Source organism: Pseudooceanicola spongiae (genome assembly GCF_014899185.1).
Lineage (GTDB): Bacteria > Pseudomonadota > Alphaproteobacteria > Rhodobacterales > Rhodobacteraceae > Pseudooceanicola > Pseudooceanicola spongiae.
Genome location: NZ_CP045201.1, coordinates 3,953,705 through 3,977,468 on the forward strand (window position 1 = coordinate 3,953,705; position 23,764 = coordinate 3,977,468).

General features: G+C 62.9%; 19 protein-coding genes and 1 pseudogene. 12 read left to right on the top strand and 8 right to left on the bottom strand.

The features are described 5' to 3' along the window. Positions 1-48: 48 nt before the first annotated feature. The 4 genes and pseudogenes from F3W81_RS18670 to F3W81_RS21215 form a co-directional block, all read right to left on the bottom strand. Positions 49-783 carry a sel1 repeat family protein gene (locus F3W81_RS18670; RefSeq protein ID WP_193080933.1) on the bottom strand — a complete coding sequence of 245 codons (735 nt, stop codon included), beginning with the start codon at positions 781-783 and terminating at the stop codon, positions 49-51. Positions 784-1,061: 278 nt separating this feature from the next. After that, positions 1,062-1,289, bottom strand: a pseudogene (locus F3W81_RS18675) (transposase); the annotation flags it as partial. Between the two features lie 148 nt (positions 1,290-1,437). Beyond that, positions 1,438-1,887 carry a hypothetical protein gene (locus tag F3W81_RS18680; RefSeq protein ID WP_193080935.1) on the bottom strand — a complete coding sequence of 150 codons (450 nt, stop codon included), beginning with the start codon at positions 1,885-1,887 and terminating at the stop codon, positions 1,438-1,440. Between the two features lie 273 nt (positions 1,888-2,160). Continuing rightward, positions 2,161-2,523 (bottom strand): Arm DNA-binding domain-containing protein, encoded by a 363-nt coding sequence (locus F3W81_RS21215; RefSeq protein WP_193080937.1) that lies wholly within the window; start codon positions 2,521-2,523, stop codon positions 2,161-2,163. Between the two features lie 593 nt (positions 2,524-3,116). Between F3W81_RS21215 and F3W81_RS18690 the strand changes: the two genes are divergently transcribed. From F3W81_RS18690 to F3W81_RS18700, 3 genes are all read left to right on the top strand, one after another. Continuing rightward, positions 3,117-3,476, top strand: a complete 360-nt coding sequence (locus tag F3W81_RS18690) for a response regulator transcription factor (RefSeq protein ID WP_193080938.1) — start codon at positions 3,117-3,119, stop codon at positions 3,474-3,476. A 126-nt stretch (positions 3,477-3,602) separates the two neighbouring features. After that, positions 3,603-8,597 carry an AAA family ATPase gene (locus F3W81_RS18695; protein ID WP_193080940.1) on the top strand — a complete coding sequence of 1,665 codons (4,995 nt, stop codon included), beginning with the start codon at positions 3,603-3,605 and terminating at the stop codon, positions 8,595-8,597. Further along, a complete protein-coding gene (locus tag F3W81_RS18700; RefSeq protein WP_193080942.1) occupies positions 8,591-10,078 on the top strand; it encodes an ATP-binding response regulator in 1,488 nt (495 codons plus the stop codon). Before F3W81_RS18695 ends, F3W81_RS18700 begins: the two co-directional genes overlap by 7 nt. A 74-nt stretch (positions 10,079-10,152) precedes the next feature. Here F3W81_RS18700 and F3W81_RS18705 read toward each other — a convergent pair whose 3' ends face one another. After that, positions 10,153-10,866, bottom strand: coding sequence for an alpha/beta fold hydrolase (locus F3W81_RS18705; RefSeq protein WP_193080944.1), 714 nt, complete (start codon positions 10,864-10,866; stop codon positions 10,153-10,155). Positions 10,867-11,348: 482 nt separating this feature from the next. On the opposite strand from F3W81_RS18705, the gene F3W81_RS18710 reads away from it, so the two are divergent. Both F3W81_RS18710 and F3W81_RS18715 read left to right on the top strand, forming a co-directional pair. Next, the gene (locus F3W81_RS18710; RefSeq protein ID WP_226941746.1) at positions 11,349-11,987 is read left to right on the top strand and encodes a response regulator transcription factor; all 639 of its coding nucleotides are present in this window, start codon (positions 11,349-11,351) and stop codon (positions 11,985-11,987) included. Between the two features lie 205 nt (positions 11,988-12,192). Continuing rightward, on the top strand, positions 12,193-13,023 hold the full coding sequence (locus tag F3W81_RS18715) for an FAS1-like dehydratase domain-containing protein (RefSeq protein WP_193080945.1): 831 nt from the start codon (positions 12,193-12,195) through the stop codon (positions 13,021-13,023). A 21-nt stretch (positions 13,024-13,044) separates the two neighbouring features. Here F3W81_RS18715 and F3W81_RS18720 read toward each other — a convergent pair whose 3' ends face one another. Further along, complete coding sequence (locus F3W81_RS18720; protein ID WP_193080947.1) at positions 13,045-14,169, bottom strand: zinc-dependent alcohol dehydrogenase family protein; 1,125 nt, start codon at positions 14,167-14,169, stop codon at positions 13,045-13,047. A 333-nt stretch (positions 14,170-14,502) separates the two neighbouring features. Here F3W81_RS18720 and F3W81_RS18725 point away from each other — a divergent pair, with 333 nt between their 5' ends. The 7 genes from F3W81_RS18725 to F3W81_RS18755 are packed head-to-tail and all read left to right on the top strand — an operon-like array spanning position 14,503 to position 21,443. Further along, positions 14,503-15,792 (top strand): ABC transporter substrate-binding protein, encoded by a 1,290-nt coding sequence (locus F3W81_RS18725; protein WP_193080949.1) that lies wholly within the window; start codon positions 14,503-14,505, stop codon positions 15,790-15,792. Between the two features lie 60 nt (positions 15,793-15,852). Beyond that, the gene (locus F3W81_RS18730; RefSeq protein ID WP_193080950.1) at positions 15,853-16,758 is read left to right on the top strand and encodes a branched-chain amino acid ABC transporter permease; all 906 of its coding nucleotides are present in this window, start codon (positions 15,853-15,855) and stop codon (positions 16,756-16,758) included. A 13-nt stretch (positions 16,759-16,771) separates the two neighbouring features. Further along, positions 16,772-17,761 (top strand): branched-chain amino acid ABC transporter permease, encoded by a 990-nt coding sequence (locus F3W81_RS18735; RefSeq protein WP_193080952.1) that lies wholly within the window; start codon positions 16,772-16,774, stop codon positions 17,759-17,761. Then, a complete protein-coding gene (locus F3W81_RS18740; RefSeq protein ID WP_193080954.1) occupies positions 17,758-18,507 on the top strand; it encodes an ABC transporter ATP-binding protein in 750 nt (249 codons plus the stop codon). Before F3W81_RS18735 ends, F3W81_RS18740 begins: the two co-directional genes overlap by 4 nt. Beyond that, the gene (locus F3W81_RS18745) at positions 18,507-19,190 is read left to right on the top strand and encodes an ABC transporter ATP-binding protein (RefSeq protein WP_193080956.1); all 684 of its coding nucleotides are present in this window, start codon (positions 18,507-18,509) and stop codon (positions 19,188-19,190) included. The genes F3W81_RS18740 and F3W81_RS18745 overlap by 1 nt, the downstream gene beginning before the upstream one ends. Further along, positions 19,187-20,668, top strand: a complete 1,482-nt coding sequence (locus tag F3W81_RS18750) for an aldehyde dehydrogenase family protein (RefSeq protein WP_193080958.1) — start codon at positions 19,187-19,189, stop codon at positions 20,666-20,668. The genes F3W81_RS18745 and F3W81_RS18750 overlap by 4 nt, the downstream gene beginning before the upstream one ends. Before the next feature lie 25 nt (positions 20,669-20,693). Continuing rightward, the gene (locus F3W81_RS18755; protein WP_193080960.1) at positions 20,694-21,443 is read left to right on the top strand and encodes an SDR family oxidoreductase; all 750 of its coding nucleotides are present in this window, start codon (positions 20,694-20,696) and stop codon (positions 21,441-21,443) included. A gap of 18 nt (positions 21,444-21,461) precedes the next feature. On the opposite strand, the gene F3W81_RS18760 is transcribed toward F3W81_RS18755, so the two are convergent. Beyond that, positions 21,462-22,943 carry a fumarate hydratase gene (locus F3W81_RS18760; RefSeq protein ID WP_193080962.1) on the bottom strand — a complete coding sequence of 494 codons (1,482 nt, stop codon included), beginning with the start codon at positions 22,941-22,943 and terminating at the stop codon, positions 21,462-21,464. After that, a complete protein-coding gene (locus F3W81_RS18765; RefSeq protein ID WP_193080964.1) occupies positions 22,940-23,743 on the bottom strand; it encodes an HpcH/HpaI aldolase/citrate lyase family protein in 804 nt (267 codons plus the stop codon). Before F3W81_RS18765 ends, F3W81_RS18760 begins: the two co-directional genes overlap by 4 nt. Positions 23,744-23,764 lie beyond the last annotated feature (21 nt).

The following is a 23,764-nucleotide window of genomic DNA, read 5'->3' on the forward strand; positions in this document are numbered from 1 at the left end:
AGCTAGCCAAGTCGCCAGTCCTTTTATTATTATCTTTGCACAAATAACTTAATCGAAGAAGGCGTCTATGCCGCGAAGTGGTTCTGCGTTCTGCCTATAAGGCGATTTCAGAATGATATATCCAACTATCGAGCATCGAGCCATCACAATGAGGTTTTGATCATAGCCGATTTGCCTCATTGCCACAGATAGAGCATTCAATCCGTCCGTTACCTGATCCGCAGCGGACCCTTCAGACAGACGATTTAATCCGCCTTCATAAAACGAACTTTCAATCCCTGTCCGCTCTATGAATGAGTGGATGAATTTCCAATCTCTTGATGCGGCGCCGTCCAACTCGTATGCGATGACGTCATTTGTCGCTCCGTATTTCTTGCAGGTCACATCAAAGAATCTAGCAGCGCAGATCATAACTGATGATTGCAGGACTGAACCATTTTTGCCCTGTATGCGCGCTAATTCTACAAGATTATCGCTCCCAAATCCGCCCCTATCGGCGGCCTCGAGGAGACACAAAGTTTCTTGAGCTTTAGGGTGGCCGGCGGCCGCAGCTTTATACCAACAGTCCGCTGCCAAATCGAAGTCATACGGGCTTACGGCACCGCTTCCCCACAGAATCGAAAGATTGTAATATGCGGAAATATGTCCGCCTTCAGCAGCTTTCACTAGATGTCGACTGGCAGCGTTCATGTCTCCATGCTGGAGATGCATCACACCGGCAGTGTATTCTTCCTCGACGTAAGAGCTATCGCTCTTAAAAAAAGGCTTCTGAAATAGGGCCATCTTGATCTCCAGTGCTCGTTATCTGGCTGACATACAGATTGTGGTTTGTAGCTTTTCCCGACATTCCCCAAGTGGCCTTCGGACTGTTGTAAAAATGGCCTGATTTTTTAAGTTGAACAATCGTTTTTTGCCCTGAGCGCCGTGTGCAGTCTCGCAGCCTGCTGGAACCGGGCCCATCAAACCGCGAAGCCGCCGTCTTGTGTCCCGGCGGCGGAGTTTTTCAGCACAGCGGGCAGACCTGTCCCGCCGGTTTCGTTCGAGTTGAGCGTGGGTCGCGGTCATTTGCATAACGGAGGCGCTCGCAATCGGCGGATGGCGGCGAGAATGGCGCGCACCATCGGACCTGTGACGGCCATCTCGGCCAGTTGGAAGGTAATGGCGCGGGCGTGCCGGATGACACGCGCCTAGATCGTGATCAGTTTCAGTTGCAGGCTGGTCAACGACCAGTCCGCCATGGCCTCGGGTAGTTCGATGCAGCGCAGGAAGGTGGCCAGGTTATAGGCCATCTCCCGATCTCCGCCGGGTTGCCGTAGCATCCTCGCCTGCAGCAAGCGGAAGGGTTCGAGCCAAGGTAAACGCAGATGTCAGAGCGTCTCATTCGCTGATCATGCTACGACGGAAAAGGATTGGAAATCCTATGTCAGGCGCAGAACACTAACGCGATCGCCATGACCGCTTGAAGGATATTTTGAGACTCGGCAGTTCCTTCACAATTGAATGCTGCCAAACGTTGGTAACGCTCTCAATATATTGCTGATCCAAAGATGCCGGGAAGAAAGCATCTAAGACAAGAAACGTTTCGTTTTTATCCTGCCGATACATCGTTGTGAACCTGTTGTCTGCGTTCCAGAAATCCATCTCTTCGTTAGAAAAGGAGAATTTATTTATTCCAGCCCTGAAGTGAGCGGTATTTGAAAAAATCCCATACTTCAGGTCGGGCTCGTACAGATGCACTGCGTAGGACAGGCCGCCGATCGAACCTGCAAGTCCATACGTGTTAGACTGAGCTCCCGTGAAAAGGCAGGTAGAACGGGTAATTTTACTCGTTCCATGTCTCTTCAGGTCGACGCATAGTTTCTCTGCTACCGAGTTGATATTTTGCATATTGCTCTCCTGCTCTGTTTTGCGGCTACTTAGCCGGGCCGCAGTCTTGATCCGAAATTCCCAAAGTGAGCTGCCGCTTGACGGCAAACTCGCCTAATTTGGCCCGCTGGACAAATGTTTTCAGCCACGAGCAGCATCTGCGGCGTCTATAGTTTTCATTGCCCGAGCAGTCGTTCGAAGCTCCCTTGGAGCGGGGAGCATTCTTTGGCGGTATTGGATGTGTCTGCTGCGTTCGTCCGCCAGCGCTTCGGCAATCGCCGCCCTTTGCGCCGATCAGGCTGCCGCCGAACTTGACGCGTTTACCGTCTCGTCGGCGGCGTCGGCGATAGTGACCTGGGCGCGACGCGCTTCTTGTGCGGCCCGCTCCTCGCCTAGAGGATCGCCGACCGCGCGGATCATCTCTCGGGCATCACGCGCCTCCTCGCGCGCCCGGGCGAGGGGCACTTCCGGGAAGGGGCCGAGGCCCATACTGCGTCGTGAGCCGTTGGCGACATAGCGCAGGAGCCACGACCTGGCACTATTCGGCGTGATCTGAAGATATATTCCAGTGACGGCGCGGGCGACATTGCCCCCGTGGTCCGGATGGCTCAGGTTCCGTAAGGCTATGATAGACAATTCTGTCGCTATGCGAGGCATTGCGTTTATACCTTACGTGTCTAACTACATACCATAAAACTATGATATGTTATGATACTGAGTGCAACTCAATGTTACACTAATCCTCTTAAGATACTGTTTTTAAAACTCTTAAAGTGACTTGTGGCGATCAGTGTTACTAGCTCATGGCGGCCACCTCCTCCGCCAATCTCGTGAACATCTCCAGCACTCGACGGTGCGATGAGACTGGCGAAGGGCAACTCCCCTTGTTGTCTGCCGACCGGACAATCCGCCTGCAGTGGTTTGAAAACGCAGTTGGTTGATGGGTGCCTGTGGACTCGATCCGGATGGGCACGGGTGGGGCAACCTCTCGGGCGGCGACAGGGTGCACAAGGTACGTTGACCAGATGGCTCATGGGTGATCTGATCTTTTGGGCTCGGGCGGGACACCCCGATCACCTCTCGGCATCGCAAGAGCGTGGGAGAGGGGTTGGGTGATCTGGTCGGGCCTCTGGCCTGTCAAACCGCCCGTGTCGATGTTGCGCCGGTTCTGACCGTCTACGCAGTATAAACTTCACACCTGACAGAAGCCGCCCCTTCTGTGTCGAGATAAGGATTATCAGGTGGTGTACATGACGATCGCACTTATCGAAGATGACAGCCGTCTGAGACATGCCCTCAGTGATTTCCTCAGCGCCGCGGGATATGTAGTGCGCAGTTTCGACAACGCACTGAGCTTTGTGACGGACCCGTACCACTCCAAGATCCGCTGTATCGTGACGGATGTTCACCTGCCCGGCATCGGCGGACTGGAGCTGTGCCGGAGCGTGACACTGCGCCGGCCCGCTCCCGAGGTGATCATGATCACCGGACGCCCCGAACCTGAGCTTGAGGCGCGCGCGCTCGATTGCGGGGCGATGGTGCTGCTGCGCAAGCCCTTCGACATGCAGGTGCTGCTCGGCTGGGTCGAACGCCTGCTGGGCCGCCCTTGAACTGTTCAAAACAGTCTGGGGAGCCTTGCGGTCCGGTGCAGGCCCTATGCCTGATCCGTTCGTTGCCGCAGTATGGCTCCGGGCTGATGGCACAGCCGTAGCGATGCGACGTCAGGGGACCGTGCGATGATCAGGCTGCAGGGATACGGGATCGAACTGCTCAGCGATGATGGCCGGACGTCGCTGTTTCGCTGCTGCCCGGACCATGCGGGTGAGACGTTCCTGATCCGCTGCACCAACCAGACCGGTCACGCCGGGGATCCCCTCACGCATGAGATGGAGATGGCGCCGCATCTCGGGCCGGAGTGGGCCGTGCAGCCAATCGCGCTGCGTGATATCGACGGGCGCCCGGTGCTGCGGCTGAGCGATCCCGGTGGCATGGCCTTCGACAAGGTCATCGACAAGCCGGTTGATCTGCAGAAATTCCTGCGCATCGCGATCAACATCGCCGGAGCTTTGCGCCAGTTTCATGCCCGGGGGCTTGTCCACAAGGATCTGAAACCTGCAAATATCCTTGTCGCGACGGATCTGTCGGTGCGCATAACGGGCTTCGGGGCGGCAGCGCGCCTGCGACCTGAACGGCAGAGAGAGACCGGGCGGGCCGCCGACGCCAGCCCCGAGCCCGCGTCGGGTGGCGTGGAAGTGTCTGGCACATGGGAATATATGGCACCCGAGCAGACGGGACGCATGACCCGGTCCGTCGACAGGCGCAGCGATTTCTATGCCCTCGGCGTGTCGCTGTATCAGGCGCTTGCGGGCCGCCTGCCGTTCGTGGCGGCGGACCCGGCGGAGTGGGTCTTGTGCCATATGGCGCGTGAGCCGCGCACCTTCAGCCCGCAGGACGGGGTGCCGGACGGGCTGGCTGCGGTGGTCATGAAGCTGTTGTCCAAGCCGCCGGAGGATCGCTATCAGACTGCCCGGGCGCTGGAACTGGACCTTATGCACTGCCTTGGGGACTGGCAGCAGAGCGGCGCAATCGGGCCGTTCAAGCTGGCGCGGCAGGACCGCGCGGACCTTCCAGTGCCGCCGGGGATGCTTTATGGGCGCGCCGGTCCTATCGGGGCGCTGGAAGACGAGTTGCGCCGTGTTGCCGACAAGGGGCGCATGGTGATGGTGCTGGTCTCGGGGACGTCGGGGATTGGCAAATCCTCTCTGGTGCATGAACTGCGGCGCCGCGTGGAGGCCGAGGGGGGGCTGTTTACGGCTGGCAAGTTCGACCAGCACCGCGAAGGGATGGCCTATGCAACCGGCGGGCAGGCGGTGCGGGGCCTGATCGCTCAGCTGTTGGAACTTGGGCCCAAGGCGCGTGATATCTGGCGCAGCGCCTTCCAAGAGGCCTTGGGAGAGAACGTGGTTCTGCTTGCGGAGATGATCCCGGAATTCGCCCGGCTGATGGGTCCGTGCCCTGCGATTGCCGAGCTTGCACCGGCTGAGTCGATGAACCGCTTTGACCATACCTTCCGGCAGTTTCTGCGGGTTCTGTCGCGCAAGGGGCGGCCGCTGTGCTTGTTCATTGACGACATGCAATGGATCGACAAGGCCACTCTTGGGCTGATCACACGGCTGATCTCGGCCGGTGGGGTGCCGCATCTGATGCTGATCGGCGCGTTCCGCGACAACGAGATTGGCCCAGGGCATCCGATGCTGGGCCTTGTGGCTGCTGCGCGGCAGCAGGTGGCGGACCTTGACACGAGAGAGATACAGCTCGGCCCGCTGTCGCGCGAGGAGGTCACAGCACTGATCGCCGACACGCTGGCGCGCCCCATGGCGGAGGTCGTGGAGCTGGCAGCCTATGTGCATCACCAGAGCAATGGCAATCCGCTGTTCACAACGCAGATGCTGACGGCACTGGCGGAAAGCGGTGCCTTGCGGTTCGATTGCGGGCAGGAGCGCTGGGACTGGGACATGCCTGCCATTCTGCTGCGACAGCCTGTCAGCAGTGTGACCGAGCTGATGGCCGCGCGGTTGGAGCGGTTGGAACCTACAACGCAATTCGTCATCGCGCGTCTGGCCTGCCTCGGCAGCATTGCGCACAAGTGCACACTGGCGCTGGCCTGCGGGCTTGACCTGAGCACGGTGGAAGATGCGCTATGGTACGCGGTTCAGGAGGGGATGTTGTCACAGACAGGCAGGGGCTATGCCTTTGTACATGACCGTGTGCGCGAGGCTTCCTATGCGCTGATCCCCAACGATGCCCGGCCCGTGACACATCTGCAGATCGCGCGACGCCTGACGGCTGAGCTGCAGGGTGCGCCCTCTGATGACCTCATCATCGAAGCCGTCAGCGCCTATGACAAGGCTGCGGCGCTGCTGACAGATCCGCAAGAGCGGCATCGGGTGGCTGAGCTGCACCTGGCAGCGGGGCGGCTTGCGAAGGATTCCGGTGCGCAGGGTGCCGCCTGCGATCTTCTGGCCGGTGGGCTGCGGCTGCTGGGGGCTGAGCGCTGGACAACCTGCCACCAGCTGAGCTTTGATCTGGACTTCACACTGGCGGAATGCGCGCTGGCCAATGGTGATTTCGCCCAGGCTGAGGCCTCGCTGCTGAGCCTGCAGGTGCAGGCCATTTCAGTGCCTGCACGGGCGGCGGTGACATCGCTGCTGGTGACGCTGTATACGGCAAGTGATCGTAGTGACCGGGCCATCGAGACCTGCCTTGTCTTCCTGCAGGGCTTCGGTTTTGACTGGGAGGCAAATCCCTCACCCGACTTGCCGCTCGCGGAATACGCCCGCCTTTGCAAGCTGCGTGGCAGCCGGAGCGTGCCATCGCTGATCGATCTGCCGCTGATGACGGACGAAGGCAGTCTGGCGATCATGGATGTGTTGGCCGCAGCGCTGCCCCCGGCGTTTTTCAGTGACGAGCACCTTGTCAGCCTGATCCTGTGCCGCATGGCCAATATCAGCCTTTTGCACGGTGTTTCGGATGCGTCCTCGCTTGGGTTTGCCTATCTCGGAATGGTCGGGGGCTCGTATTTCAGCGAGTATCAGGTCGCCTACAGCTATGGCAGGCTCGGCTTTGATCTTGCTGACAGGCATGGCTTCCGGCGCTATCGGGCCCGGGTGCTGATGACCTTCGCCTATCACGTTTCGCCCTGGACGAATGACATCCGCGAGGAACGCCCCCTGCTGGTGGAGGCCTTCGAGGACGCCAAGCAGAGCGGCGATCTGACCTATGCGGGCTTTTCCAGCGTCACGCTGGTGACCAGCATGCTGGCGGTCGGCGACCGGCTGGACAAGACACAACGCACCGCCGAGACCCGGCTGGCGTTCGTGCGGCAGGCGCGCTTTGGGCTCTGTGTCGACATCCACACGACGCAGTTGCAACTGGTGCGGACATTGCGGGGGCTGAACAACGATCTTGCGACGCTCAATTCGCCCGAGTTTTCCGAGACCGACTTCGAAAACCATCTGGCGAAGAACCCCAGCCTCGATATCGCGGCGTGCTGGTACTGGATCCGCAAGCTGCAGTCGCGGTTTCTGGCGGGACGGATCGAGGAGGCGGGACATGCGGCGGATCGGGCCGAGGCGCTGATCTGGACCTCCGGCGGGCATTTCGAGATTGCAGAGTATCACTTTCATGCAGCGCTTGCGCGTCTGGCGCTGCCGGTGCCCCCGATGGAAAAGATTGCGGCGCATCTGACGCAACTGCAGATCCTGGCCGGGAACTGCCCCGCCAACTTCGAGGCGCGCTTCCTGCTGGTCAGCGCGGAAGTGGCGCGCGTGAGGGGGGAGGCCGACGCGGCGATGCGCGGATATGATGCTGCGATCCGCGCGGCGCAGGCCTCAAATCTGCCCCAGATCGAGGCCATGGCCCATGAGCTTGGCGCGGCTTTCTATGCCAGTCGGGCGGCGGATACGGTCGAAATTGCCTATCTGCGTCAGGCCCGCAGCTGCTACGAGACATGGGGCGCGACAGGCAAGGTCCGCCAGCTTGACCAGTTGCACCCCATGCTGATGCAACGGCTTGGGGCGCCGGTCGGGGGCAGGGCGCAGAGTGATCCCGGGCTGTCTTCGGTGCTGTTCGGCTCGCTGCACGAGGTTTCGGGGATGGCGTCGCTGGCCGACACGATCTCGGCTCTTTTGAGGGTTGTTCTGGAGCAGGCGGCCGCAAGCCGCGCCGTGCTGATCCTGTCCCACGGCGAGCGGCTGAAAATCGAGGCGGAAGCGGCCCTCAGCGCGGACGGATTTTCCGTGCGCATGGTGGGAGAGCCGGTGGACGCGGCGACCCTTCCGCAGACCATACTGCATGCCACGATCCGCGAACGGGACGCGATCGTTGTGGAGGACACCCAGTCTGAATCCGTCAGCGCCGATCCCTATTTCAGCAACACGGCGGCGCGATCTGCGCTTTGCATCCCGCTGGAACACCGCGCCAAGACCGTGGGGCTGTTGTACCTCGAGAACGACCATTTGCGCGATGCCTTCCCGCCGGACCGCATCTCCAGCCTTCGTCTGATTGCCGCCCAGACAGCGCTGACGATGGAGAACGCCACGCTTGAGGAAAAGGAAGCGCTGCTGAAAGAGGTCCATCACCGGGTCAAGAACAACCTGCAGCTGATCACCAGTCTGTTGAACCTGCAGGCCTGCCGCATCGACGACCCGCAGGTTGCCCGGCTGTTTGCCGACAGCCGTGACCGGGTCCGCTCGATGGCACTGGTCCATGAAAACCTCTACCAGCTGGGCAACTTTGCCCGTGTGCCGATGCGCACGCATCTTGAAGCGGTCGCCTGGCATCTGTTCCGCGCCCATTCGCAACAGGATGGGCGGATCAAGCTGGTGATGCTGGTGGATGACATTCAGCTCGATCTCGACCGGGCGATCCCCTGCGGGTTGATCGTCAACGAGCTGGTGTCAAACGCGCTCAAGCACGCGTTCCCCGACGACGGCGAGGGCATTGTCACGGTCCGTCTGGAACTGCAGGACCGATTGTGCCGCCTGACGGTGTCCGATAATGGGATCGGCACGCCCGCAACGGTGAATATCGAAACCGCCAACACGCTGGGTTTGCAGCTGGTGGGGGACCTTGCGGCGCAACTGAAGGGGCGGCTTATCCAAGTGGAACAATCTGAGGGCACCGGGTTCTCGGTCGTGCTTCAGCTGCCGAAGGTTGATGCAAAATGGTGAGCGCCCGCATTCTGGTGGTCGAGGACAACTTTATTGTCGGGCGGGACATTCGCGAACAGCTGGAGCGGATGGGGCATGACGTGATCGGGCTTGCGACCACGGCCGAGACGGCGGTGGACAAGGCCGCCGCGCATCGTCCCGATGTGGTGCTGATGGACATCCGGCTTGATGGCTCGATGGATGGCATCGACGCGGCGAGGGCGCTGCGCGACATGTCCATCCCGGTGATCTTTCTGACCGGCTATGCCAACGAGGAGATTGTCGAGCGCGCCAGCAGCACTGATCCCTTCGGCTATCTGCTGAAGCCGTTTGAAGAGCCTCAGCTGCGCACGGCAATCCAGATGGCGCTGTATAAAAAGGCCAGCGAACAGCGCATCAGGACGGGCGAACGGCGCTATGAGGCGACGCTGGCCAGCATCGGTGACGGTGTCATCACCTGTGACGCTCAGGCGCGGATCGACTATATCAACCCCGTTGCGGAAAAGCTGACGGGCTGGATGCGGGCGGAGGCGATGGGCCAGCCGGTCGAGACGGTATTCCTCACCGCCGACGAGCTGACGCATGAGGTGTTGCGCGACCAGATCAGCACGGTGATGCAGACCGGTCAGCAGGTCGCGATTCCGCGCGGTCTGCTATTGGCAGAGAGTGAAATCGAGATCGAGACGACCTATGCGCCCATCATGGCAGACACCGGCGGCGTGAGCGGTGTGGTCGTCGTGTTTCGTGATATGCGCCAGGCCAGACGGTCGGCCGAGGCGCTGCGCGCGGCGCAGGAAGACCTTGCCGTGGCCAGCCGGCTGACGCTGATGGGCGAATTCGCCGCGGCTATCGTGCATCAGGTCAATCAGCCTCTGGCGGCGATCATGGCGAATGCCGGGGCCTGCCGGCAATGGCTGTCCCGGCAGATCCCCGACACGGTCCGTGCAGCTGCAATCCTTGAAGACATCACCCGCGACAGCCAGCGCGCAGGCGAGGTGATCCGCAGTCTCAGCGCTCTGGCGGGGCGCATCCCGGCCGAAAGCGCCCCGGTCGCGATCAATCCGTTGATCGAAGAGACGCTGGTTCTGATCCAGTCCGACATCCAGCGCAATCGTATCAAGCTGATCACCCGCCTGACCCATGATCTGCCACCGGTCAGCGGAGACCGCGTGCAGCTTCAGCAGGTCTTGCTGAACATCCTCACCAATGCCGTCGACTCGCTGCCCGACAACCGGTCTGGCCAGATCGGAATTTCGACCGAGCGCACCCGCGAGGCCGTGACCATTTCGATCGAAGACAACGGTCGGGGGGTGGCGGGCGCCGTGCGAGACACCTTGTTCGATCCACTGGTGACGACCAAAGCGAAGGGGATGGGCATGGGCCTCGCCATCAGCCGGACGATTGTCGATCACCACGGCGGCGAAATCCGGTGCGAGCAGGCGTCGCCCGAGGGTAGCATCTTTCGCATCAGCTTGCCGATGTCACAGGTCGCGGTCATCTGAAGCAGATCGTCTGACGCTGGCTGTTTGATGGGGACTGGCCGACGTGTCTGCGTGTCTGCCAGCCCCGCATCGCCTTATGCGCTTTGCGCCGCGACGTAGGTGGCCGCGTCGGCGATCACTGCCGCGACCGCCTGAGGTTGCGACAGGATCGACATATGGCTGCTGTCCAGCTCGGTCGTGTGCGCCTTCAGACTGGCCGCAAGTTCGCGCTGCAGATCGACGCTGACGGCGCGGTCCGCACCGGAAATGACGAACCAGACCGGTCTGCCCAGCCACGCCGTCTGTGTGACCTTATCGGCGAAGGTCTGCATCCCGAGCGGGGTTTGTACCGCCGCCAGCACACGCGCTTCGGCCTCTGGCAGGTCCTGTGCCACGTTCTTCACCCAGCTCTCAGCGCTCATCATCAGATGGCCATTGTCGTCGTCGATGATGCCGTCGAGTCCGGGAGGGGTGGAGTGCAGTGCAACCTGTTCGCCGGTAGACTGGCCGACTTCGGGCGCGAAGGCCGCGACATAGACCAGTGCCTTCACCTTTGGATCATTGCCTGCCTCGGTGATGACGGTGCCGCCCCAGCTGTGACCGGCCAAAACCACCGGGCCTTCGATGGAGGCGAGGGCCAGTTGGGTCGCAGCCACGTCATCGGCGAGCGATGTAGTGGGGTTCTGCACCGCGACAACGGGCAGGCCAGCTGCGTGAAGGTGCGCGATGACGCGTCTCCAGCCGGAGGCATCGCCCCATGCGCCGTGCACAAGAACCACGGTCACAGGCTTTTCTGGCAGGTCTGACATTCTGGTGTCTCCTTGGGGGGTGTGCGCGGCGCTGCTGGTGAACGGCTGGCTCGGCGCTGTTGAGAGCTGTGACTACCTTCATATCGCGTGCGTCCGTGGGCTCGGAGATGCACCTAAGTGTGATGGACCTAGAATGCTCAGCCCGGCAGAGCCAGCCGGTGAGACCACCTCCGGCCATCCGGGGAAAACAGGGCAAATATGCACTGGTGTTGAAGGTGACAGCATCGTGTGTCCGGGAAAACGCTCTCAGCTGACGGTCAATATGCCCGGATTTTACTCAGTTTCGGAGCTGAGAGGAGCAGTGACGCAGGGGGGCCCTTATACTTTGATATGGTTTCACGCTGAAGCCTGACTGACATACCCTGACGTGATATGGTCGAACCGGAACAGTGAGTATTTGTGTGTCTTCCAGGTCGCGCCTGTGCGTGGGAAGAACAACAGACTTGGTGCCCTTTCGGCGTTCATGGATCGGGGCAAGGCAGGTGCAGGTAGCGAGGCAAGATCAGTTCACACCCGTCGTCGCTGTTGTCGATGACGATCAGTTCGTGCGCTCAGCCCTGCGTAACCTCTTGGATTCGGTGGGCTATATGGTGCAGGCCTTTGCCTCTTCGCAGGCATTTCTGGCGGATGAGCGCGCGCGCCTGACAAACTGCCTGATCCTTGATGTGCGCATGCCTGCGGTCAGCGGTTTCGACCTTCAGGCGGGCCTTGCGCAGGCCCAGATGCACATCCCGATCGTATTCATGACCGGCTATGCCGACATCCCCATGAGCGTGCGGGCGATGAAGGCCGGTGCGGTCGATTTCCTGCCAAAACCTTTCCGCGATCAGGATATGCTCGACGCGGTATCGGCGGGTGTGCAGGCCGATCTGCGACGCCGCCAGATGGGCAGGGTCTCCGCCGAGAACGAGCAGCTCTTTGCCGCCCTGACGGAGCGCGAGCGCGAGGTGATGCTGCTGGCGACCTCGGGCCTGATGAACAAGCAGATCGCCTATGAACTGGGGCTGAGCGAAATCACCATCAAGATCCATCGTGGCAAGGTGATGCGCAAGATGAAGGTGCGGACCTTCGCGGACCTGATCCGCGTTGCGGACGAGCTTGCGCTGAGCAAATCGGAGTGACGCCACCAGAGGCCGGGTCACCATCTGCCCCTAAATCCGTGGACCTTCTCTGACGGGTGGTTCATGCCGGGTACCTGGCACGACCATCCTCGCAGGCGCGCTGCGAAAGACGTTATGGCAGTGATCGGATAATCATATTGCTCTTCAATTTCAGGGACCTTTAGGTTGGCCACAGTCGACTATTGTGAAGATTGAGAGGGCCGCCATGACCGACACACCCGAGCATTGGATCGGACGCAGCCGCAGGCTGTCGGATGTGATCACACGGCGTATGGTCGAGGAGTATCGCGTTACCCTTGGTGCCCGGTGTGGTCCCGGCGACGTACCTGCCGGATTTCAGTGGTGCTTGTCGCCGGATGTTGCGCCTCGCTCTGATCTGGGGCGGGATGGCCATCCGCGGCCGGGGCTGTTCCTGCCGCAGCTTCCGCTGCCGCGCAGGATGTGGGCCGGGGGCGACATCACCGTGGTCCGCCCCTTCCGCCTGGGCGAAACCGTGACGCGGACCTCGACCATCTCGGATGTGACGTTCAAGCAGGGGCGCAGCGGCGATCTGGGCTTTGTGACCGTCCGTCATGAGCATGAAGGCGAGGACGGGATTTGCGTCACTGAGCGGCAGGATATCGTCTATCGTGCTGACCCCGACCCGGAACAACCGGTCAGGCTGCCGGCCCCGGGTGACCTCTGGACGCCGCGAAAGGTCTGGGAGGTCACGCCGGATGCGACCATGCTGTTTCGCTATTCCGCCCTGACCTTCAATGGCCATCGCATTCACTATGACTATCCCTATGCGACACAGGTCGAGGGGTATGGCGGGCTGGTCGTGCATGGTCCGCTGCAGGCGACTTGGATGCAGAACCTGGCGGCCAGCCTGGTGGGCTCGCAGCAGATGAGCTTTCGCTATCGCGGGATGTCGCCCCTGTTCGCCGGTCAGCCGGTCTGTGTCGAGGCGATCGACGCCGAGGACGGCCTGCAGCTTCGCGTGCGTCGACTGTCGGACGGCGTGGTGACAATGCAGGGCAGCGCGGAAGCCACTTGAGGGGCGCTGCCCTGAGGGGGGTCAGTCGAACTCGATGACCTGACGGATGGCAATGCCCTGATCCAGCTGGTCCATGGCCAGGTTGATCTGGTCCAGCCGCAAACGGTGGGTCAGCATCTTTTCCACCGGCAGTTTGCCTTGGGCGTAGAGCGAGAACATCCGCGGCAGGTCGCGCTGCGGCACGCAGGAGCCGATGTAGCTGCCTTTGATCGTGCGCTCTTCGGCGACCAGCTTGAGGGCGTTCAGCGGCATGCGGGCATCCGGGTGAGGCAGGCCTGCGGTCACGGTCATGCCGCCCCGGCAGGTGATCTCATAGGCCGTTTCCAGCGCCTTCACCGAACCTGCCAGCTCAATCGCGAAGTCGACGCCGCCGCCGGTCAGATCGCGCACCGCTTCGATGGTGTGGTCGTCTGAGGTGACACAGTGGGTCGCGCCCATTTCCATCGCGGCCTGCATCTTGGCCGGGAAGGGATCGATGGCGACGATCTGTCCGGCCCCTGCGGCGGCAGCCCCGAGGATCGCGGACAACCCGACACCGCCGAGGCCGATGACAGCAACCTTGCTGCCGGGGGTGATGCGCGCGGTGTTGAAGACGGCGCCGGCGCCTGTCAGCATGGCGCAGGAAAACAACGCCGAGATATGGGCCGGCAATTCCGCCCCGACCTTGACCAGCGACTGGCGCGCCAGCACCGCATGGGTGGCAAAGCCTGAAACCCCGACGTGGTGGTGCACGGGCGTTCCGTCCATCGACAGGCGGCGATGACCTGTCATAAGCTCTCCTAACCCGTGGTGTTTGGCGGCGCGGGTGCACAGGGCAGGGCGGCCCTCGGCGCAATAGACGCAGGTGCCGCAGCCGGGCGCGAAGATGCAGACGACGTGATCGCCGGGGACCAGATCGGTGACGCCCTTGCCTGTCGCCTCGACAAAGCCCGAGGCCTCATGCCCCAGCACCATGGGCACGGGGCGGGGGCGGGTGCCGTTGATGACCGACAGATCCGAGTGGCAGACACCGGCGGCCGCGATGCGGATCAGCACTTCTCCGGGGCCGGGTTCGGCCAGATCCACCTCACGCACGCTCAGCGCGCCTGCCTGCTCAAAGCCATGGTCTATTCCGCCATCCAGCAGAACGGCTGCCTTGATTTTCATGATGTCCCTCCTCCTCATACCGCCACGCTGGCGGGCTGTTCTTGGCGACAGGCTATCGCCATCCCGCAGGGTTTGGCACGTTTTAAAGTGGCAATAGCCGGAGGCTATGGCGGGAATAAACCTAAAGTATTGGCGATGCTGCCCGCCCGGCTTCTACGCTTGGTCCACGGCCCGGCGGAGGGAGAGACCGCAGAGGGGCCATGTCTCACATCAGGATCCGCGCCACTGAGCGACGGGCAGAGGTGCAGTGCGCCCGATACGCTGGCGTAGGAGTCGGGATATGTCTGCCGGTCGTCATGTGGGGGCCGGATCGGAACAAGGGAGGAGAACAGAATGAAAAAACTGCTTTTGACCACGGTTGCCTGTGTCGCGATGCCCATGATGGGGTTTGCACTGGATAAACCTGACAGCCTGAAGGTGGGGATGACGACATTCCTGACCGGTCCGGCCTCGGTCTTCGGGGTGCCAGCGCGGGATGCGATGGATATTCTCGTCGCCAACCTCAACGACGCGGGGGGCATCGACGGTGTGCCGGTCGAGGTGTCCTATATCGACGAGGGTGCCGGGGCCGAGGCGCTGTCCTCCGAATTCCGCCGCATGGTTGAGACGGGCGGCGCGGATGTGATGTTCGCGGCCATCTCGTCTGGGAACTGCCAGACGCTGGCGCCGCTGGCCGAAGATCTGAAGGTGCCGAACTTCCTGTGGGATTGCGGCACCCAGAAGATCTTTGAAGAACACGACTACAAATACGTTTTCCGTACGCAGGCGAATGCCACGCCCGAGATGCTGGCGGCGGTGATCTACCTGCTCAAGGTCAAGCCGGACTTCAAAACGCTTGCCGTCGTCAATCAGGACTACGCCTGGGGCCGCGACAGCTGGGACATCTTCAGCACCGCGCTGAAGGCGATGAAGCCGGATGTCGAGGTGGTGGGCGAGTTCTTCCCCAAGTTCGGCGCCCCTGACTTTTCGACCGAGATTTCGCGTCTGCAGGCGCTGCGGCCCGATGTCGTCCTGTCGACCTCATGGGGCGGCGATCTGGATACCTTTGTGCAGCAGGCCTCGCAACGCGGGCTGATGAACACCTCGACCTTCGTGCTGCCACTGGCCGAGTCTTCGCTGGAGCGGCTGGGCTCGGCCCTGCCTGCCGGGCAGATCGTGGGCGCGCGCGGCGATCACTATTTCCTGCACCCCGAGCGGCGCGACGACGCTGACTTCAAGGCCTTCATGACCGAGTATGAGGAAAAGACCGGCTCTGTCAGTGTGTATTCGGTGTTCCATGCCAGTCAGGCTCTGGCAGCGCTGAAGGCGGGGTACGAGAAGGCGATTGCCGACAATGGCGGCACCTGGCCCGACAAGGATCAGTTCGTCGCTGCGATGGAGGGGCTGACGTTTCAGGGACTCGGCCTACCTGTCACCATCCGAGCGGATCATCAGGGCATCGAGGCGCAGCTGATGGGCACCAGTGTGCAGACCGGCGACTATCCCTTTGCTACGCTTGAAAACATCATGGTGTTTGACGGGGCCGAGCTGACCGCCCCCGTGGGCGCGGTATCGACCGAGTGGGTCGGTGCGCTGGATGCCAGCTTCATGGACGGCCTGTCGATCAGCACCTTCGACAAGTGATCCCGAGCGGAGGGGGCCGCTGCGCCCCCTCCGACCTGCGGCCCAGCCTGGATGGACCCGATGAACGTGACAATTTTCCTGCTCGCGCTGTTTGACGGCGTGTCCTATGCGGCGTTGGTCTTTATCGTCGCGCTGGGGCTGACGCTGATCTTCGGTGTGATGCGCATTCTGAACGTGGCGCATGGCTCGCTCTATGCCATAGGGGCATACGCTACCGTATCCCTGACGGGCTTTGCCCTGTCGATGGGCGCGGCGCCGATCCTGGCCTTTCCGCTGATGCTGATTTCGGCGGTGCTGGTGGGCCTTCTGATCGGGGGGCCGATCGAGGTGCTGCTGCTGCGCCGGATCTACAACAAGCCCGAGGTGCTGCAACTGCTGGTGACCTTCGCGGTCTTCATGATCCTGGAGGATGTGCAGCGGCTGGTCTGGGGCACCCAGCCCTACTTTCAGTCCGCCGTGCTGCAATCGCTGGGCAATATCACCGTGCTGGGCGTCACTTATACCGTTTATCAACTGATCCTGCTGCCGCTGGTTGCCGTGGCGCTGCTGCTGGGGCTGCGCTTTTTTCTGCGCCACACCCTGAACGGCAAGCTGATCCTTGCCACGACCGAGGACCGCGAGGCGGCGCAATCCATCGGCATTGATGCCGACCGGGTATTCCTGCTGACCTTCATCGTCGGTGCGATACTGGCCGGGCTCGGCGGGGCGCTGGCCTCACCGACCACCTCGATCCTGCCGGGCATGGGGGCGGACATGATCGTGCTGTCCTTTGCCGTCGTCGCCACGGCCGGTCTGGGCCAGATCGAGGGCGCGGCGCTGACCGCGCTGATGATCGGTCTGGGGAGGTCCTTTGCGATCTACTTCTGGCCCGAAATCGCGGTGCTGGTGCCATATCTCATCATGGTTCTGGTGCTTCTGGTGCGCCCCGAGGGGCTGTTCGGCAGCCCCGCCGCGCGCAAGATCTGAAGGGACAGCGAAGATGTCATCCGTATCCACTGCGCCCAAGACCGACGCACCGAAGCACCCGAAATCCATGCTATGGATCGTCGGAGTGGTCCTGCTGGCCGCCGTGCCCTTTGCCGTGCCGTCGCTGCAACTGCTGGTCACCTTCGCGCTGGCCAAGGGGCTGGCGGTCGTTGGCGTCACCGTTCTGCTGCGCGCGGGTCAGGTTTCCTTCGGGCACGCGCTGTTCTTCGGGATCGCGGCCTATGCCTGCGCCTTCCTGATGGCGGCAATACCGGGGGCCGATCTGGCGTTGCTGTTGCTGGTCGGCACACTGGGCGCGCTGCTTGCGGGGCTCTGCGTCGGGCTGTTCGTCGTGCGCTATCGCGGCATTTTCTTTGGCATGCTGAACCTCGCCTTCTCGATGATCTTCTGGTCGATATTGGAGAAGTTCTATCACATCACCGGCGGTGCCGACGGCATCCGCCTGCCGCGCCCGACCGTGCTTGGCATGGCGCTGGAGCGGGGCCCGTTCGAGCTGATCCTCTACTACCTCGCCATTGTGCTGATGGTGGTGCTGGGGTGGGTCACGATCCGCTGGTTCGCCTCGCCCGTCGGGCAGATCTTTCAGACGATAAAAACCAATGAGACGCGTCTGGAATACCTCGGGGTGTCGCCGCGGCGCGCGCTGCTGTCGGGCTATCTGCTGTCGGCGTTGCTGTGTGGCGTTGGAGGGGTGCTGATGGGCGTCGCTCAGGGGGCCGTGACGCCTGAGTATGTCTGGTGGGTCCGCTCGGCCGAGATGGTGTTCATCGCGGTTCTGGGCGGGGCCGGTTCGGTGCGGGGCGCGTTCCTCGGGGCGCTGATCTACGAGATCGTGCGCACCTATGCCAGCGCCTACGCCGGGGACATCTGGCAGATGCTGCTGGGGGCCTTCCTGCTGATCATCATCCTGTTCGCGCCGGGCGGTCTGATCGGGATCTTCGGATCTCTGGCCGGCCGCGCCGTAAAGGAGGACGCGAAATGACCACTCCGCTGCTGGAAACCCGCAATCTGACGATCACCTTCGGCGGTGTGATCGCCGCCAATGATGTGTCGCTAAAGATCGAGGCCGGGCGCAACCTGGCCATCATCGGCCCCAATGGCGCGGGCAAGACGACCTTTCTGAACATCTGCACCGGCTGGATCAAGCCGCGCAAAGGACAGGTGCTGTTTCAGGGTGAAGACGTGACCGCCCTGCCGCCGCGCAAGATCGTGCAGCGCGGCGTGGCGCGGGCGTTTCAGATCCCGCAGCTGTTCACTGAACACACCGCACTGGAAAACCTGCTGATCGCGGCGGCTGCGCGCGATGGAATGCGCAACCCTCTGATCGATCTGCACGACACCCCGGCGCGGGACGAAATGCTGCATCTGCTTGAGATGGTGAATTGCGCCGATGTCGCGCACCGCCTCGTGGTCGAGCTGTCGGAGGGCCAGCGCAAGCTGATCGACATCGCCGTCGCGCTGGCGCTGAAACCCCGCCTGCTGCTGATGGATGAGCCGACCTCGGGCGTCGCCTCGTCGGAAAAGGATGGCATCATGGAGATCCTGATCACCGCGCTGGCCGAGGCCAAGGTCACCTCGGTCTTTGTCGAGCATGACATGGGCATCGTGCAGAAATATGCGGATGAGGTGGCCGTGTGGAATGCGGGCAACGTGCAACTGCGTGGCGCGCCTGCCGAAATCCTGGAGCACCCCGACGTCATCCGGGACGTGATCGGAGAGGTGGCGTGATGCTGCAGCTCAAGTCCCTCGATGCCTCGATCGGCATTATCCCGATCCTGCGCGGCGTCGATATCAGCCTGCAGGCCGCGGAAACCGTCGCTCTGATCGGGCGCAATGGCGCGGGCAAGACAACCGTGCTGCGCACGATCATGGGCTTCACCAAGGTCACGCGGGGCGAGATCCTGTTTGAGGGCGCGCCCGTCACCGCCCTGCATCCGCCGAAACGCCCCGCTTTGGGGATTGGCTATGCGCCCGAAGATCGCCGCCTGTTTTCAGCCTTCACGGTCGAGGAAAACATCCTGCTGCCCGCACAGGCTGCTGGCCTCGACAAGGGCGAAACCCGGCGCAGGCTTGAGCGCGCCTACCACATCCTGCCCGAACTCAAGGCCATGACGGATCGACCCGGCGGGGCGGTGTCGGGTGGACAGGGCAAGATGGTGGCGCTGGCGCGGGCGCTGATGCTGGGGACCAAACTGATCATGCTGGACGAGCCGTTTCAGGGCCTCGCCCCGGCGCTGGCGCAGCGCTACGCCGAGGCGCTGCGCACCCTGCGTGACACCGACCGTTCGGTCACGCTGATCATCACCGAATCCAACCCCGCGCTGCTGCGTGGCTTTGCGGACCGCACGCTGGTGATCGAGCGGGGTGAGGTTGCCGCAGGCACGCTGGACGCAGAGCGCACCCCCGCATGAAAGAAGCTGATCCCATGACAGACCTGAAGATCCCGGCCCTGAAAATACCGGCACCGATGAACCTGATTGCCAACCAGTGGGTGCCCGCGCGCTCGGGCAGGGTGATGGAGGTGCTGTCGCCGCTGGATGGCGAGGCCTTCGCGCAGATCGCCGACAGTGATGCCTCTGACGTCGACGCGGCTGTCGAGGCCGCCCGCGCTGCCTTTGATGGCGGAGCGTGGTCGCAGCTGACAGCGGCCGAGCGGGGGCGGCTGATGCTGCGCCTCGGCGACAAGATCCTGGAGCACGCCGAGGAACTGGCTCAGCTGGAAACCCGCGACAACGGCAAACCGATCAAGCAGGCGCGCGCCGACATGATCGTCACCGCGCGGTACTTTGAATTCTACGGTGGCGCGGCGGACAAGGTGCATGGCGAGGTCATTCCCTTCCTTGCGGGCTACAACGTGCAGGTGCAGCGCGAACCGCATGGCGTCACCGGCCATATCATCCCGTGGAACTATCCCGCGCAGATGTTCGGCCGCTCTCTCGCGCCCGCTCTGGCCATGGGCAATGCCACGGTGATGAAACCGGCCGAGGATGCCTGCCTGTCGGCGCTGCGCATCGCTGAGCTCGCGGTCGAGGTCGGCTTTCCCCCCGGCGCAATCAACATTGTCACCGGGCGCGGCAACGTCGCGGGGCAGGCGCTGGCCGATCACAATCGGATCGACTTTATCTCGTTCACCGGCTCGCCCGAGGTTGGGGTGATGATCCAGATGGCAGCGGCAAAGAACTTCATCGGCTGCACGCTGGAACTGGGCGGCAAGTCACCGCAGATCGTGTTCGAGGATGCGGATCTGGAGGCCGCGCTGCCGGTGCTCGTCAACGCCGTGATCCAGAACGGCGGGCAGACCTGCTCGGCGGGGACGCGGGTGCTGATCCAGCGCGGCATCTATGACCGTGTGGTGGCTGAGTTGAAGGCGCGCTTTGAAGGCATTGCCGCGTCGGATTCCGGCGATGATGCCGTGCTCGGCCCGCTGATCAGTGCCAAGCAGAAGAAACGGGTTGAGAGCTATATTGCCGAGGCGGACGCGCCGCTGATCGCCCGTGGGTCGGTGCGCGACGGTATGCCCAGTGGCGGCTACTATGTTGCCCCCGCGATGTTTGGCCCCTGTGCACCGCACTCGCGCATCGCGCAGGAGGAGGTCTTTGGCCCCGTGCTCTGTGTCATTCCGTTCGAGGATGAGGCCGAGGCGATCGCCATTGCCAACGGCACCGACTACGGCCTGATCGCCGCCGTCTGGACCCGCGACGGCGGTCGCCAGATGCGCGTCGCCAAGGCCCTGCGCTGCGGGCAGGTCTACATCAACGGCTACGGCGCGGGCGGCGGGGTCGAGCTGCCCTTTGGCGGTATCCGCAAGTCGGGGCATGGCCGCGAAAAGGGCTTTGCCGCGCTGCACGAGTTTTCCCAGATCAAGACTGTCGTGAACAATCACGGCTGAGGCGGCATTCACAGGAGGAGTGGACATGAGACTGGATGGCAAAAGGGCCCTCATCACCGGGGCAGCATCGGGCTTTGGCAAGGGGATCGCGGAAACCTACGCGCGGGAGGGCGCGCGCGTTGCTGTGGTGGATCTGAACATCGAGGGCGCGCGCGCCGTCGCCGAGGCCCTTGGTCACGGCGCCATCGCGGTGCAATGCGATGTCTCCAAGGCCGAGGATGTCGCCGCCGCCGTGAAGGAGGTGAACGACACCTTCGGCGGGCTGGACATCGTCGTGAACAACGCGGGCTGGACTAATCCCAACAGCCCGCTGATGGACACGGACGAAGCGACGTTCCGCAAGATCTACGACATCAACGTTCTGTCGATCTTTCACATGACCAAGACCTGCGTGCCGCTGTGGCGTGCGGCGGGGGCGGGCGTGATGATCAACATCGGCTCGACCGCCGGTATCCGGCCGCGCCCGGGGCTGACGTGGTACAACTCCTCCAAGGGCGCGGTGAACCTGATGACCCGATCGCTGGCGGTCGAACTGGCGCCCGACAAGATCCGGGTGAACTGCATCGCCCCGGTGATGGGCGCGACCGGCCTGCTGGAGCAGTTCATGGGCATGCCGGACACGCCGGAAAACCGTCAGAAGTTCATCTCGACCATTCCGCTGGGGCGCTTGTCCGAAGCGCAGGATATTGCCAATGCGGCGCTCTATCTCGGCTCGGACGAGGCCAACTTTATCACCGGCGTCGTGCTGGAAGTTGACGGTGGCCGCACGGTCTGACGGTTTGGGCGCGGGCCGCTATGGCCTGCGCCAGCGGGCCGGGCCGCTTTGGTGGATGGAATTGCCCTTGGTATCTACCGCCACGGTGACCGGCATATCTTCCACCTCGATCTCGTAGATCGCCTCCATCCCGAGGTCCTGATAGGCGACGGGGCGGGCTTTCTTGATCGCCTTGGACACCAGATAGGCCGCGCCGCCCACGGCGATCAGGTAGACCGCACCGTGGTCGCGGATGGCGGCAATCGCCTCGGCGCCGCGCTCGGCCTTGCCGATCATCAGCTTCAGGCCAGACGCCTCAAGCAAGGGGCGGGTAAACCTGTCCATCCGGGTCGATGTGGTGGGGCCGGCGGGGCCGATCACCTCATCGCCCACTGGATCGACGGGGCCGACATAGTAGATCGCCCGCCCACGCAGGTCGACCGGCAGCGGATCGCCCTTGGCAAGACCGTCGATCATGCGGCGGTGTGCGGCGTCGCGTCCGGTGAACAGACGGCCCGACAGCAGCAGCGTGTCGCCGGGGGACAGCGACTGCAACAGCGCGTCGTCGAGCGCCTCCAGATCGACACGCCGCCCGGTCACCGCCGCCTCGCCCAGGTCGGGCCAGAGCGAGAGATCGGGCGGGCTAAAGCTGGCAGGGCCAGAGCCATCCAGCGAGAAATGCACGTGACGCGTGGCGGCGCAGTTCGGGATCAACGCCACGGGCAGAGAGGCGGCATGGGTGGGAAAGCTGCGGATCTTGACGTCGAGCACCGCCGTCAGCCCGCCCAGACCCTGCGCCCCGATGCCAAGCGCGTTCAGACGCTCGTAAAGCTCAAGCCGCAGGTGTTCTTCGGCGGTTTCGGCGCCACGCTGGCGCAGCGCGGTGATGTCGATGGGATCGTTCAGGGCGCGCTTGGCCATGGCCATTGCCTTGTCGACACTGCCACCAACACCGAGGCCGATCATCCCCGGGGGGCACCAGCCCGCGCCAAGGCCCGCGACCGTCTCAACCACCCAGTCCGCGACTGAGGACGAGGGGTTCAGCACGGCGAACTTCGCCTTGTTCTCGGACCCGCCGCCCTTGGCGGAGACAGTGACGGAAACCGAGCTGCCCGCGACCATCTCGGTCTGCAGCATCGCCGGGGTGTTGTCGCGGGTATTGCGCCGTGTGCCCAGCGGGTCCGTCACGATAGAGGCGCGCAGCGGGTTCGCCGCAAACGCATAGGCGCGCCGCGTTGCCTCGTCGACCATCTCCTGCGGGGTGCGGCTCCAAGCCAGCGGAGCCTGCACGCCGATGTCGAGGAAGACGTTGACGCTGCCGGTGTCCTGACAGATGGGCCGGTGCCCGATGGCGGCCATGCGGGCGTTCATCAGGATCTGGCGGATCGCGTTGCGGGCGCTGTCGCTTTCCTCGCGCGCATAGGCCTCGGCCATGGCGGTGATGAAATCGGGCGGATGGTAGTAGGAGATATACTGCAGCGCCTCGGCAACGCTGTCGATCAGGTGGCCTTCCGTGATCATGCGGCTGTCCCCCGCGCCAAGATCGCCTCGGCGCGCTTGATGACAGGGGCGTCGATCATCTGACCGTCGACCTTGATTGCCGCAGCCGAGGTGCGGGTCGCGTTCAGAACCCGCTCTGCCCAGTCGCGCTCCTCTTGGGTGGGGGCAAAGCCGCGCCGCGCCGGGGCGATCTGGGCAGGGTGGATGATCAGCTTGCCGCCAAAGCCCATGGCGACGCTGTGGCGGCAATCCTGCAGGATCGCCGCTTCGTCATTCACCGCCATGGTGACGCCATCCCAGGGTGCGGCCTGTCCGTTCAGCCTGGCGGCAAGGACGATCTGCGCGCGGGCAAACAGCAGTGGGGCCTGGTCATGCGCCAGTCCCAGATCGGCTGCGAAATCGATGGAACCGAAAGCGAGATGCGCACAGGCCTGCGCGACCGCGTGAACATGGTGCAGGCCACGGGCGGATTCGATCAGGCCGACGACGGGAAGGCCTGTATGCGCGCTGAGATCGGCGCAGACCTTCGGGTCTTCGGCCTTGGGCAGCACAATGGCGACCAGTGGCAGCCCCCGGCAGGCGTCAACGTCGGCGTCGAAGTGGGGACTGTCGGCGGCGTTGATCCGCACCAGAACCGGACACTCCGGGTGCTGCGGCATGTCGCGCAGAAGGCTGGCGCGGGCCTTGTCCTTGGCGTCGGGGGCGACAGCGTCTTCAAGGTCGACGATCACGGCGTCCGCTCCGCTGCGGCTGGCCTTGGCAAATCTGTCCATGCGGGTGGCAGGGACGAACAGGGGCAGGGCAATCCGGTCAAATGGCATGAAGGGGGTCCTTGGAGATGT